12 protein-coding genes are annotated in these 12,981 nt (G+C 49.8%); 9 read left to right on the forward strand and 3 right to left on the reverse strand.

Features of this window, described 5'->3' with window-relative positions; all coding sequences use genetic code 11:
• Nucleotides 1-2: 2 nt before the first annotated feature.
• The 5 genes from Q0986_RS10660 (at nt 3) to Q0986_RS10680 (ending at nt 5,929) form a co-directional block, all read left to right on the forward strand.
• Nucleotides 3-620 carry an isochorismatase family protein gene (locus Q0986_RS10660; RefSeq protein ID WP_299409578.1) on the forward strand — a complete coding sequence of 206 codons (618 nt, stop codon included), beginning with the start codon at nt 3-5 and terminating at the stop codon, nt 618-620.
• A gap of 51 nt (nt 621-671) precedes the next feature.
• Nucleotides 672-1,643, forward strand: a complete 972-nt coding sequence (locus tag Q0986_RS10665) for an alpha/beta hydrolase (RefSeq protein WP_299409581.1) — start codon at nt 672-674, stop codon at nt 1,641-1,643.
• A gap of 60 nt (nt 1,644-1,703) precedes the next feature.
• Nucleotides 1,704-2,582, forward strand: a complete 879-nt coding sequence (locus Q0986_RS10670; RefSeq protein WP_299409584.1) for an NAD-dependent epimerase/dehydratase family protein — start codon at nt 1,704-1,706, stop codon at nt 2,580-2,582.
• 248 nt (nt 2,583-2,830) lie between these two features.
• Nucleotides 2,831-4,504 (forward strand): FAD-dependent oxidoreductase, encoded by a 1,674-nt coding sequence (locus Q0986_RS10675; RefSeq protein WP_299409588.1) that lies wholly within the window; start codon nt 2,831-2,833, stop codon nt 4,502-4,504.
• Nucleotides 4,505-4,516: 12 nt separating this feature from the next.
• The gene (locus Q0986_RS10680; protein WP_299409591.1) at nt 4,517-5,929 is read left to right on the forward strand and encodes an ATP-binding protein; all 1,413 of its coding nucleotides are present in this window, start codon (nt 4,517-4,519) and stop codon (nt 5,927-5,929) included.
• Nucleotides 5,930-6,034: 105 nt separating this feature from the next.
• On the opposite strand, the gene Q0986_RS10685 is transcribed toward Q0986_RS10680, so the two are convergent.
• Nucleotides 6,035-6,673 (reverse strand): Crp/Fnr family transcriptional regulator, encoded by a 639-nt coding sequence (locus Q0986_RS10685; protein ID WP_299409594.1) that lies wholly within the window; start codon nt 6,671-6,673, stop codon nt 6,035-6,037.
• Nucleotides 6,674-6,862: 189 nt separating this feature from the next.
• Here Q0986_RS10685 and Q0986_RS10690 point away from each other — a divergent pair, with 189 nt between their 5' ends.
• Complete coding sequence (locus Q0986_RS10690) at nt 6,863-7,297, forward strand: hypothetical protein (protein ID WP_299409597.1); 435 nt, start codon at nt 6,863-6,865, stop codon at nt 7,295-7,297.
• A 94-nt stretch (nt 7,298-7,391) separates the two neighbouring features.
• Here the strand turns inward: Q0986_RS10690 and Q0986_RS10695 are convergent, their stop codons facing one another.
• Nucleotides 7,392-8,702 carry an ABC transporter substrate-binding protein gene (locus Q0986_RS10695; RefSeq protein ID WP_299409600.1) on the reverse strand — a complete coding sequence of 437 codons (1,311 nt, stop codon included), beginning with the start codon at nt 8,700-8,702 and terminating at the stop codon, nt 7,392-7,394.
• 184 nt (nt 8,703-8,886) lie between these two features.
• Here Q0986_RS10695 and Q0986_RS10700 point away from each other — a divergent pair, with 184 nt between their 5' ends.
• The 3 genes from Q0986_RS10700 to Q0986_RS10710 all read left to right on the forward strand — a co-directional run bounded on the left by Q0986_RS10700 (nt 8,887) and on the right by Q0986_RS10710 (nt 12,357).
• On the forward strand, nt 8,887-10,182 hold the full coding sequence (locus Q0986_RS10700; protein WP_299409603.1) for an inorganic phosphate transporter: 1,296 nt from the start codon (nt 8,887-8,889) through the stop codon (nt 10,180-10,182).
• Nucleotides 10,183-10,740: 558 nt separating this feature from the next.
• A complete protein-coding gene (locus tag Q0986_RS10705; protein ID WP_299409611.1) occupies nt 10,741-11,535 on the forward strand; it encodes an SDR family NAD(P)-dependent oxidoreductase in 795 nt (264 codons plus the stop codon).
• A gap of 69 nt (nt 11,536-11,604) precedes the next feature.
• Nucleotides 11,605-12,357: a Crp/Fnr family transcriptional regulator gene (locus tag Q0986_RS10710; RefSeq protein WP_299409605.1), complete on the forward strand. Its 753-nt coding sequence runs from the start codon at nt 11,605-11,607 to the stop codon at nt 12,355-12,357.
• On the opposite strand, the gene Q0986_RS10715 is transcribed toward Q0986_RS10710, so the two are convergent.
• Nucleotides 12,338-12,781: a globin family protein gene (locus Q0986_RS10715; RefSeq protein ID WP_299409608.1), complete on the reverse strand. Its 444-nt coding sequence runs from the start codon at nt 12,779-12,781 to the stop codon at nt 12,338-12,340. The genes Q0986_RS10710 and Q0986_RS10715 overlap by 20 nt on opposite strands.
• Nucleotides 12,782-12,981: the final 200 nt, after the last annotated feature.

The following is a 12,981-nucleotide window of genomic DNA, read 5'->3' on the forward strand; positions in this document are numbered from 1 at the left end:
AGATGACTGTGGTTCAATTCAGGCAAGAGAACTCCGCCCTGCTACTGATTGATCATCAAGTGGGCACGATGAAACTGATTAAAAACCTTCCCCTCACGGAGGTCGAGAAGAACACCATTGCCCTTGCCCACATTGCTAAGACCCTCAACCTGCCTGTCGTTTTAACTAGCAGCCAGGAAGATCGGTTTCAAGGACCGCTGATGGAAGCTGTGGCTAAAATCCTACCCGATGCCTATGAAGCAAGAGTTAAACGGGCCGGAATTGTGAACGCTTGGGATGATCCTAATTTTGTTACAGCAGTTAAGGATACCGGAAAGACTAATCTTATTATGGCCGGTATTACAACCGATGTTTGTCTTATTTATCCTGCTATGAGTGCTATCCAAGCAGGCTATCGTGTCCAAGCCGTTATGGATGCATCGGGTTCCCCGTTTCACCTTTCTGAGCAGCTTGCCCAGCAACGCATGCATGATGCAGGTGTGGTGTTGACGGCAACGATTACGCTGATTGCAGAGCTGGTTCAAGACTGGAGTCGTCCAGAAGGCGTTGAACTTCAGCAGATGTTGTTTAGCGATATCCTGTCCTCAGACTTCATTGAAGGTAATCAGACGCCCTACTAATCGGGTTGATACAGTTCCCCGTGACATCAATATTTTGAGCTTGGAAATCGTATGAATACCGATATACTCGCGAAAATGACGGCAGATACCCGTGCTCTAGTAGAACAGATGCAGTCTCAGAGTTCCTCTCCTTCCCCTGAAGAGAATTGGATTGAGGTCATCCGCAGGGAATATCGGCAGATCATCCCTCTTGCTGGTGAAGTCACAGCGGTTGAGACCGTTGAATCGCTTGAGGTCTCATCAGACTCTTGCTCAATCCAATTACGGCTTTATCGGCCTGCTCCCGGCTACCTACCTGCACTGGTCTATTTTCATGGAGGTGGATTTGTCAGTGGCGATCTAGATACCCATGACCGACCCCTACGTGCGGTTGCTAATCAAAGCGGCTGTGTGGTGATTGCAGTGGAATACCGTCTAGCACCGGAATTTCCTTTCCCAGCAGCTCCTGAGGATTGTTACACTGCCTTGCAGTGGGTTCGAGCACGAGCTAAGCAGTTGCAGATCAACGCTAACCAGATTGCGGTGGGAGGAGATAGCGCTGGTGGATTATTGGCGGCAGTAGTTTGTCTGATGTGTCGAGATCGCAATCAAGATCAGCCCACCGCTCAGATTTTGATTTATCCCAATACAGATCTAACGGCAGGCACTGATTCCTGGTATGAACTGGATTTCTTACATCCATCTCAATCTCGCGCCAATTTTCTCAAGCAGATTGAGCTATATACGCCCGACCCAGCAAAGCGAACACAGCCTTATGCCTCGCCTTTGTCTGCTTCTGATCTGTCACAGTTGGCACCTACTTTGGTGGTCACAGCAGAGCTTGATGCCCAACGCGACGAAGGGGAAAGCTATGCTCAGCGATTGCGTGAAGCCAGGTGTTTGGTGACTCACACTCGCTACCCCGGTGTTATTCACGGTTTCTTTCAACTGGGTGGGGCGATCTCTTCTGGCAAGGTAGCTATACACGAAGTCGCTAGCTTTCTCCAGCTTCGTTTTAGCACTTCCACTTGCCGTAGATTGTGATATTGGTTTAATTTATGCGGCAATTGACTTAGCATTCAAAGTCAGAGTAAAGAAGCAACTATGCGCGTTTTTATCATCGGTGGCACAGGCTACATTGGTACCAGTACGGTTAGAGTTTTGCAAAACAGAGGGCATCTGACCACAGCGCTGATTCGAGATGAGAAGCGAAGTTCGCAACTCCAAAGCACAGGGGCAAAAACCCTGCTCGGGGATCTTGCCAATCCCGAAACCTTGACCACCGCCATACAAGCTAGTGATGCTTTAGTTTACACGGCTGCAGGTCAAAGCGAAGCCTACGCTCAAGTAGAGGAAAAGGTCATTAAGCATATTCTGACTATACTTGAAGGCAGTGATAAGACTTTCGTCAAAATCACTGGCAGTATGGTCTTTGGCGATACCGGGCCAAACGGATTCTCTGAAACAGCAACATTCAATCCGCCCCCACCTCTGGCAGGAGCAGCAGCGCTATCGGAGACGATCAGAGTAGCTGCTAATCGAGGGATAAAAACGGTTCAGATCTTTCCATCTTATGTCTACGGACGCAACGGCGGCGATATCCCTAGCATTATGTTGAGGGTAGCAAAACAAGAAGGGAAGGGCATCTATGTTGCTGATGGCAAAGCAATGTGGTCCACTGTTCATGTAGATGATGTTGGCCAGCTGATTGCTTTAGCTGTGGAGAAAGCATCAGCAGGTAGTATTTTGTTCCCTGCTACATCTGCTATGACGATCAAGGAGATCTCTCAAGATATTGCTGATGCTGCAGGGCTCGATCAAGCAATAGGGTTAACGATGGAAGAAGCACAGAACAAGCTGGGCTTCTTTGCGATTCCACTGACACTCAATCAGGTCTTTAGTGATCAGGCCGCTAGTCAGTTGGGCTGGCAACCTCATGAACTGTCGTTATCAGAGTCACTCAAACATGACCATCAAATCTGAATCAATCAGGGACAGTACAGCTCAATATGTTTCTCCTATGTTTGGGAGAAAAGTGATGAATCTTTGCTGGCAACCATTAAAGTTAGACACAGTAACAAGACTTTTGCAGATTCCTTCTACTACCCCCAACACTCTTTAACTATGCATTGAGCATTGGGCTCTCGTAGCAAACGGTTGATTCCCCCCTTCCCTTTTATCAGAGGCTATCTGTACACAAGAATCTGAAAACATCAGAATATATTTTGCTAATGGCTGAACAAAAAGCTGGGACTCCAAAACCTGTCATCGTTGCTGTAGATGATGACCCTGCGGTGTTACAAGCCGTTGCTCGCGACCTCCGCAAACAGTATGGCGATCGTTTTCGAATTATTCGGGCGGACTCTGGGGTAACTGCTTTAGATACGGTTCAACAGCTCAAGCTGCGGGGGGATATCATCGCTCTCTTCTTGGTCGATCAAAGAATGCCGCAAATGAGCGGGGTTGAATTTATTGCACAAGCTAGTGAACTTTTCCCCATGGCTAAGCGAGCCCTACTCACAGCTTATGCTGATACGAATGCCGCCATTGATTCAATCAATAAGGCCCAACTGGACTATTACCTTCTCAAACCCTGGGATCCACCAGAGGAGAAACTCTACCCCGTCTTAGATGATTTGATTCGAGACTGGCTAGCCACCTTTAAGCCTGAATTCAAAGGGGTTAAGGTGATTAGCGATCGCTGGTCTCCTCAGTCCCATGCCCTGCGAGATTTTTTGGCTCGTAACCAGGTCCCCTACCGCTGGTTAGATATAGAGAGTAATCCAGAGGCCCAGCAGCTCGTTTCCTGTGCGGGAGAAACGGATTCCCCTTGCCTCCCCTTGGTGTTATTGCCTAATGGCGAGAAGCTGGTCAAACCCGGCACAACAGAGCTGGCTCAAGCGGTGGGGATGCAAACAGAAGCTGAGAAACCCTTCTACGATTTAGTGATTGTGGGGGGTGGGCCTGCTGGCTTGGCTGCAGCCGTCTATGGGGCCTCAGAGGGCTTACATACCGTTATGGTGGAACGGGAAGCACCAGGGGGGCAGGCGGGCACTAGCTCACGCATCGAAAATTACCTGGGTTTTCCCGTCGGGTTGAGCGGGGGTGACTTAGCCCGTCGGGCGGTGACCCAAGCCAAGCGCTTTGGGGTAGAAATCCTCACGCCTCAGGAAGTCTCCGGCATTCGCATTCAGGAAAACTATCGCATTATCACTCTCTCAGATGGCAGTGAGATTAGCTGCCATGCCCTCATTCTAGCCATGGGAGTTGCTTGGCGGCGGCTCACTGTACCCGGAATTGAGCAGTTTACTGGGGCGGGTGTCTATTACGGTGCAGCTCAAACTGAAGCTGCTGCCTGCCAGGATGAGGAGGTCTACATCGTGGGGGGAGCCAACTCAGCGGGTCAGGGAGCCATGTATTTTTCAAAGTATGCTCGCAAAGTGCATATTCTAGTGCGAGGTGAATCCTTAAAGAAAAGTATGTCGCAATATCTGATTGATCAGATTGCTGGAACTGACAATATTGAGGTTTTGCCGTTCCACAGCGTGGTTGAGGCCAAGGGGCATGAACGCTTAGAGCAGATCCTAGTCAAAGATTCTCAAACGGATGAAGTCAAAACCTTTGACGCCAACTCTCTATTTATTTTTATTGGGGCAACGCCGAGTACTGATTGGCTAGAGGGGGTGGTACATCGAGATCAGCGAGGCTTTATCTGCACTGGACCCGATATTCCTCAGGAGACGCCATGGCCCTTAGAGCGGGATCGTTTCTTGCTGGAAACCAATGTGCCAGGAATCTTTGCAGTAGGAGATGTTCGGCATGGCTCGGTAAAACGAGTTGCCTCTGGCGTGGGAGAAGGGTCCATCTGTGTCCAGTTTGTTCATCGTCATTTAACCAATGTTTAGCCAGGGGCTGTCATGCTGTGTTCGCAAGCTCTTTTGCAAATCAAACCTTTTCAGGTACTACCACCGGAGCGGTTGGATTGGATCTGCGATCGCACACAACATATCCACTTAGCTCCAGGTGAAGTCCTCGTCCGGGAAGGCGAGCCCCCACTGGGATTTTTTATCCAAGTCAGCGGTCAAATTACCGTAAGCCGTAGCAGCAATGGCGCGGATATGCCCGTAGGTCGTCATGTGAGTCCATCTTTCTTTGGAGAAATTCAATGCCTGACGGAAGATTTAGTTCCTGTTACGCTCACGGCTGATACTAATACCGACCTCTATCGACTCAATTGTCCTGACTTTTTAGAAGTTCTCCATAGCTGCCGTGACTTTGAAAAAGACATCTTTTGCACCATGGAGAAGCGGTTACGCGGCCTAGAATCTTTTATTCAAAGCCGGGAAAAAATGGCTGCCTTAGGAACACTTTCAGCAGGACTGGCCCATGAACTCAACAACCCGGCAGCCGCTCTAGTGCGGGTACTTAAAGACGTGAAACCCGCCATCCTGGAATTGCAACGAATGAATTTGGTGTATGGTCAACACCAAGTGGATGATGAGCATACTCAGCAATGGTTGGCGCTAAGAGATCACGGTTTTAATGCCATTGCCAATCCCCAAAATGATCCTCTAGTCTTGGGGGATCGAGAAGATGCCCTGACTGACTGGCTAGAGAACTATGGGGTTGACGAAGCTTGGAAGTTGGCTGAACCACTGGCTGCAGGGGAAGTAGAGCCTGAGACCCTTGAGCTGCTTATGAATCGCTGGCGTGATAGTGATACTGAACTACGGGATATGGGACTGAGATGGTTAGCGCTCTCCTTCGATGTCATGGGGCTGATCACCAAAGGGTTGGATGGGGCAGAGCGGATCTCGACGCTAGTGCAGTCCATGAAGTCCTATTCCTATATGGATCGGGCAGCCCAGCAAGAAGTGGATATCCATGATGGTATTGAAGATACACTGCGCTTGTTTGCATTCAAGCTCAAGCATGGCATCAAGGTTGACCGTCACTATGACCAGGACCTCCCTAAAATGATGGCCTTTGGCAGTGAGCTGAACCAGGTGTGGACCAATCTATTGGATAACGCCATCGACGCTTTAGGGGAAAGTCCTCCCACTTCCGAACCGCCTAAAATTACGATTCGGACTTGTCAAAAGAACGGCTGTATCCGGGTTGAAGTGGAGGATAATGGTCCTGGTATCCCGACTGAGATTAAAACTCGCATTTTGGAACCGTTTTTTACTACCAAACCCATGGGGAAAGGCTCGGGATTAGGATTAGATGTCGTCCGTCGGATCGTTGAAAATCGTCATGGCGGCAGCCTAATGGTGGAATCTGCACCGGGAAAGACGTGCTTTGCGATTTTGTTGCCACTCACTCAGTAGAGCCCTTCTAGTTGTATTGCCAATCATTTTTTTGCATACCACCACAACCACAGGTTTACCCTCTGCTCAAGAACGGCACAAAGGCTAATAACGCAGGCTGCTGGATTATGACCCCAGAGGCGCAGAGTCGCAAATAACTAAATGTCGGGTTCCATCAATCAATAGCCATCCTTCTTGGCGCAGATGACCTAAAAGACGGGTAATCGTCACTCGAGTGGTCCCGAGGAGATTGGCTAGCTGTTGGTGGGTAAAACGCACCTCTAGCCGAATCCCCTCTGGCGTCACCTGACCAACTTCCTGCTTTAGCATCAGTAATAAGTGCTGCAAACGATCGCTCACCCGTCGCTGGCTAATCATGGCTAGAATGGCTTCTGTTTGCTGCAAACGACGACTCAATTGTTGCAAAACGCCTTGAGCCAATAACGGGGAACTCTCTAGCTCAATCTGATTCAAGCGCATCAAAACCACATCAGACAAAGCGACGGCCTCATAGGGATTTAATTGGGTTAACGGTAACCCAAAGGGCATGGCTGGATAGACAAAGCCTAAAACGGCTTCATCGCCAGTGGGAAATAAGGTGCTCAGTTGCACAATGCCTCGGCAGACGATCCATAGGTCCTGGGAAGCCATCGGGATGGTTCGTCCACTTTTAAAGGCGTAGGTGTGACGGCCCTGATAGGCTTCTTCAAAAATTTGACGCCAGTCCGTGGGCGGTGGAGCGACGGGGACCTGTGATTGCAGCATCGGTTGGTTAGGGAGGTAGTGATCTAGTCCTACCCTACGAGACCGTGCTAAAGCAGAGGTAAATGCCTGGTTGTGAATGGATTAAGCTCTCACAAAGGATTAATCAGATTATGATTGAGCCCTAAAATTCGCACACTCTACCCTACATTCTGGGCATCCTAAGGACAGCGTGAGAAGTAACCAGGCCTTATGTTGCTAATTGATCGAAAAGATTTAGAATCCAGAGGAATTGAATGTCATGGGGTGTCAACCTTTATCTTTCTGAACAAGTGTTTTCAGAAGGGTCAGACCTTTGCCAACCATCAACGAGAGACTGCGATCGCATCTTGTCGCCAAATGTTAGACGCAGGACTGATGAGCCTGATTGTCAATTATCAGAGCCATTTCACAATTTGGATAGAAACGAATGATGTGCCGACGTCTGAGCCTACTCCTACTGCATCCACCACTCCTCAAGGTCAACCTAGAGAAGAGTCCTCTGAGCCCAGCGGGACGTCCAGAACGTTCTTGGCTAAGCTTAATGAACCGGTAGATATGAAAGCGGTCATGACTAAACTGAACGAGCCGATCCGTTTTAAGTCTTTATTTGGGAAAGAGGAACCGTCCCAACCATCAGAGCGTTGAAATTCCCCATCCAGATCGCCCGGAATGCACCGGAGTGTAGTCAATGAGGCAGATACAGTCTCTGCCCCATCAACGAGATAGAGGGGGCAAAGCCCTACTCAGCCGGTTGAACTTGGCCAATCACATTTAACTTGCCATCTTCTTTGACCGTCCAGACATCATAAACACCTAAAACATCGCCATTTTCATCAATATCGACATTGCCGCTGGCTCCTTGGTAGTTGATTTCTTCACCATTTTGCAGAAGCTTGAGGGCTTCACAAACATCAGAAGTCTCTTTGCCTGGTCCGTTGGCCACATCTCGAAGTTTAGTTGCGATCGCATCGCCCGCATTAGACTTTGCCGCTTGAGCCGCCAAGAGAACCAGAGCCGTAGCATCCCAACTTTGGGGAACATAGGCCGGCGGTGCTTCATTTTTCTTCGATTTCCACAGGGCCGTCAAGGATTCTAGGGCCGTACCATCCGCCCCTGGAACTGTTCCCAGTGCTCCAGTAATAATAAATTTACCATTGCTAGTTTTACCCACTTGGGTTGCAAATTCATCGGACTTGACGCCATCGGTCAGCATCACTTGCACCCCTTCCATCAGCCCCTGCTCATAGGCTGACTTCAGCAATAAGGCCCCCGTCTCTGGATAGAGAATAGCAATGACGGCATCGGGTTTATTGGCAAAAGCGGCTGCCGCTTCGGTATCAAAGGTGGTCGCCTTGGGATCATACCGAGTAGGCTTCGCCGCGTTGAGCACCGTGCCACCTAGTTTTTTAAAAGACTTGATAAATTCTTGTTCAAAGCTGATGCCATAGTCATTATTGATGGAGACAGTGGAGACCTTCTGAAATCCTCTTTCCTTGGCTAGCTTGGCTAGGGCACGCGCTTGGTAGGTATCCGGGGGAGCCGTTCTCGCCCAATATTGAGTGTCCCCATTTTTAAAGTCTCCCGATTGGGCTCGCCCGGTAAATTCGGTACTGGTGCTGCCCGGAGAAATCAGCAAAACTTTATTGCGAACAGCGACATCGACGGCAGCTTGAGACACACTACTGGCAAAGGAACCCACAACCGCCGACACTTTCTGCACTTCCACCAGGTTAGTCATGGCTTGGCTGCCCTTGGTGGGGTCCGTCGCATCATCCTCAGCCGTCAGCTTGACCGGCTGCCCATTGACGCCACCACAGGCATTGACGGTTTCCACCAGTAAGGGAACAGTACCAATCATCGGTCCCCCTAAGGGGGCTAAGTCACCTGTAGAGGGTAAAAGAGACCCTATCCTCAGGCCCTCACCGTCCCCGGAGCCCGGTGTATTTCCCCCGACTTGGCAGGCACTGAGAAGCAGGGCCGATGCCAAAGCCGTAAATCGGCGCAGATGGCGGGGAGTTAAGGGATAGCGCAAAGTTTTTGATCTATTCATTGATATTCTTTCAATCCTCACCCGGAAGAGTCACTTTCGTTTGTCAATCTGCATCGTAGATCGTCAATGATGTTAAGTCTAAATTAAACCCGTAAGTAATGAGTGATTTAATCCAATTGAATTGGCCAATAGGAGATTCACCCTGCTCCTCAGTTGATAAGGATATGGTTGGGTATCCGCTGATATGGCTTTAGTGGACTCGATTACAAAGAGTGAGACGATGTTTTTCCTAATTTTGATGGGTGGCTTGGCCTTTTATTTGGCCTGGAATCTGGGGGCCAACGACGTGGCCAATGCCATGGGCACCTCTGTGGGGTCTAAAGCCATTACGCTGCGGCAGGCGCTGATCATTGCTGGCATTCTGGAGTTTACGGGAGCCGTCATCTTTGGGCGGCAAGTGGTAAACACCCTAACCCGAGGTGTCGTCGATACCCAAGCCTTTATCTATGATCCGCAAACCCTCAGCTTAGGGATGATTGCGGTCCTGATCACCTGCGGGCTTTGGCTACAGGTGGCCACTTGGCAAGGCTGGCCGGTGGCCACCTCTCATGCCACGGTGGGGGCGTTAGCGGGTTTTAGTTTGGTGGCCTTGGGAGCATCAGCCGTGCAGTGGTCTACCTTAGGCTGGATTTCGCTGTCTTGGGTGCTAACACCTGTGTTGAGTGGTGCGATCGCAGCCCTGTTTTATCGCCTGATTCAGCAAGGGATTCTCCAGCAAACCGATCCCTTACACCAATTAAGTGAATGGATTCCTTGGCTGAGTATCAGTCTGGTGAGTGTGTTTGGGGTGATAGTTTTGCCCCAAATGACCCATCCGCTTCAAGGATGGTTGCAGACCCATTGGCATTGGCCCTTACCGGAGCAAGATCTGGCGATTGCTATCGGTGCCAGTGCTGTACTTGCCCTTACCCTATGGAGTTGGCAACGGTTGCCCCAGGATGCGTCCGGTCCAAGGGCGCAGCAATTAGAAGTTGAAAAACAACTGGCGACGTTTCAAGTTTGGAGTGCCTGCTTTGTGGCCTTTGCCCATGGCTCCAACGATGTGGGGAATGCCGTGGCACCGCTAGTCGTTATTTCGGCAATTTATACGACCCACACGATTCCGACAGCAGAGGCAGCTGTTCCCCTATGGATCATGGTGTTAGGGGGATTGGGCATTGTGGTGGGCTTGACCATCGCGGGGCAAAACGTGATGGCAACGGTAGGGGAAAATATTATTCCCCTGCAGCCCAGTAGTGGCTTTTGTGCGGAGTTGGCCGCAGCAACGACTATTTTGCTGGCCTCTCGCTGGGGATTGCCCGTATCCACAACCCATGCCTTGGTGGGCGGTGTGGTGGGTATTGGCTTAGTGCAAGGGGGGCAGGATATTCAACGGGGGACCCTTCGCCAAATTGCTGGAGCTTGGGGGGTAACCTTGCCGATCAGCATGGGATTCAGTGCCCTTCTGTTCTCTGGGTTACAGTTTCTAATCCTGCGGTAGCAAACAGCATTTACTCAGAATCAGGGGACAAAAAGCGACGTTTCTCAGATGGGGTGTGATCTAGTTTGGAGCGATCGATAGGGGAATCAAGTGATAGCAGGTCTAGCCCCGGTTGATTTCTTCTACAACAATGGAATTAATATGAGAAAAATATGTACTTATATTTCGTGAATAAGATTTCTATAAAAATCATTGCGATTAGTTGATTTGATTGTTAGCTTATGCATATAAGAAAGTCGGTTCTTTTTTTGAAGGATATATTGGAGTAAAAGTATTGCCAAATGTATTTTTAAGCACATTTTTACTTCGTATTGATATTTTGGAAGTTTGCATTCTAATCAAAACCGTCGATGGAGCTATCGGCTCTGAATATATAGTTTTATAAATAAATTTCTCATAAATAAGTCTTTGACTGGGTTAAATGCTGGATGGCCTGAGTCTGAACCTTCTGCTTTGGCCAGTCCCATCGGCTACCCTCACCTGGCCGTGACTTCAATACTGATGATTGGAGGCACGACCCAGTACTGGCTAGGACTTGATTTTTCGGGAGGTTATCCCATGCAATTAACAGGAAAAACAGCTCTGATCACGGGAGCGTCTCGCGGTATTGGTCGAGCGATCGCACAGGAGTTAGCCCAGCAAGGCATGCAGCGGGTGATTCTGGTGGCTCGGAATCAAGCTCGCTTATTAGAAGTGGCCGCCGAGATTGAAGGATTTGGGGCTGAGGCAATTGTGCTGCCGTTGGATTTGACGCAAACGGTGGAGGTAAATATTGCGATCGCAAAGGTGTGGAAGCATCATGGCCCCATCCACTTATTAGTGAACTGTGCGGGTGTCGCCCATCAATCGCCCTTCTTGCAAACGAAGCTGCCCAAGGTGCAGGAAGAACTTTCCCTTAATCTGATGGGGATTTATAGCATGACCCACTTCCTCGCTCGGCGGATGGCCAGTAAAAAAGAGGGGCGAATCGTCAATGTATCCAGCCTAATGGGAAAAATAGGTGCCCCGACCATGGCCACCTATTCCGCCACTAAATTTGCGATTTTGGGCTTTACCCAAGCGCTGCGCAGCGAGTTGGCAGCCTATAACATCAAGGTCACAGCGCTTCTCCCTTCCCTCACCGAAACGGATATGACCCGCAATACCCAACGGTTTCGCTGGGTGGCCTCAATGACTCCAGAGAAGGTTGCCAAGGTATTGGTCAATAGTTTGGCCAAGGAATCCCCCGAAATTCTAGTGGGCTGGCAAAGCCATCTGGCCGTCTTGGGCAATCGGATTGCTCCCAGAGTCTTGGAATGGTGGCTACAATTGACCGCGCCCAAAGACAATCGCCGGGCTAAGCAACCCATCTAGAATCGCAGCGTTTAGGGGGCCTCCGCTCCAGCAAGTCACCTGATCAGTCCGAAGGGATGGGTTTAGAGTATGGTGGTCTCTGGAGATATCCGGGGTGGGCCGGTGATGCGAGTTGTTCCCCAACAGCTTCAACAAATTCAGGTTTTTGCTGGACTCAATGCTGAGTTACTGAAGTTATTAGCCCAGAAGGCTTCCAGGACATCTTATCCTGCGGGGGAGGTATTAATTCATGAAGGCGATCGCTTTCCCGCTTGTTTTCATGCAGTTCTAGAGGGTGAATTGCAAGCGATCAAGATTGCCGCCTCCGGCAAGGAAACGATTTTACGAACCTTACCTGCAGGACAAATGTTTGCCGCGCCTGCCTTGTTTGGGGATGGCATCGCGGTGGCAACGGTTAAAGCATTGCGATCGACTGAGGTGGTCAGAATCCCAAAGCCCGCACTACTGGAAGCGATTCAGCTCGATCCTGACGTCGCCCTCCAGATCCTAGCTTGCTTTAATCATCGCCTCCAGGAAATGCATCGGACGGTGCACGGATTGGTGTCCGAACAGGCAATTGTACGTCTGACCCGATTGGTACAATATTCTGCCCAGCAATATGGCACTCACTCAGTGAGCGGAGGACATCAGTTGAATATCCAACTGTCCTATCATCAAATTGCTCGCAGTATTGGTATTAGCTACGAAGAAAGTGTACGACTGATGGGGCAGAAACTCAGCCATATTCTAGTGTATCGACGCGGTGGCACCATCACAATTTTAGATGCACCCGCCCTAGATGCGATCGCATCAGGAGAACAGCCTAAACCGACTCCTTCTTAAGCTGGAGAACATCGGGCGAGTAGTTAGCGCCTTCTAACATGATTTCGGTCACGGCACCATAGGCGTCGGTCCAGGCAGCTTCGAGTTCTGGGGTCCATTGCGCTTGCAGCGTAAAGGCAAAGGTTTTGAGTAAGGTCCCCCCTACCATGGGATAGTGCTCTGGCAAAATCCCATACTGCACATGGCGAGCCCCCAGCCCTGTTAAGGCATCCCCTAAAACGCCAGGCTCCGTCAAGTTATCGACGACCAACACCAGTGAGGCAAACAGCTTCTTGGCCTGACTTTGCATATGGGTATTGGCAAACAAGGGCTGCACTTGGGGGTAATCCATAAATAAGGTGCTGTAAAAATAGTCCGTGAATTCAGTGCTGCGATCGCGAATTTGGGCAAAGCTGGACTCTAACAGTTCAGTCTTTAAGCTCATGGGATTTAACTCCAAAACAGAGATTGGCTGACTAAGAGTCTGGCAAACACAGGCATCGTCTTCTATGAGGTAGCTCATAGAAGACGAGTCTTCAAGCTGCCCCTAATACCAATTCACCTATTAGGTGACCTGTATAGCTAAGGCATCCAAGATATAAGAATATCCCGTGAGTGAAGCCACTACCTTTTGGGAGAGAGCAT

Origin of the sequence: Acaryochloris sp. IP29b_bin.148, from assembly GCF_028285565.1 — a bacterium.
GTDB lineage: Bacteria > Cyanobacteriota > Cyanobacteriia > Thermosynechococcales > Thermosynechococcaceae > Acaryochloris.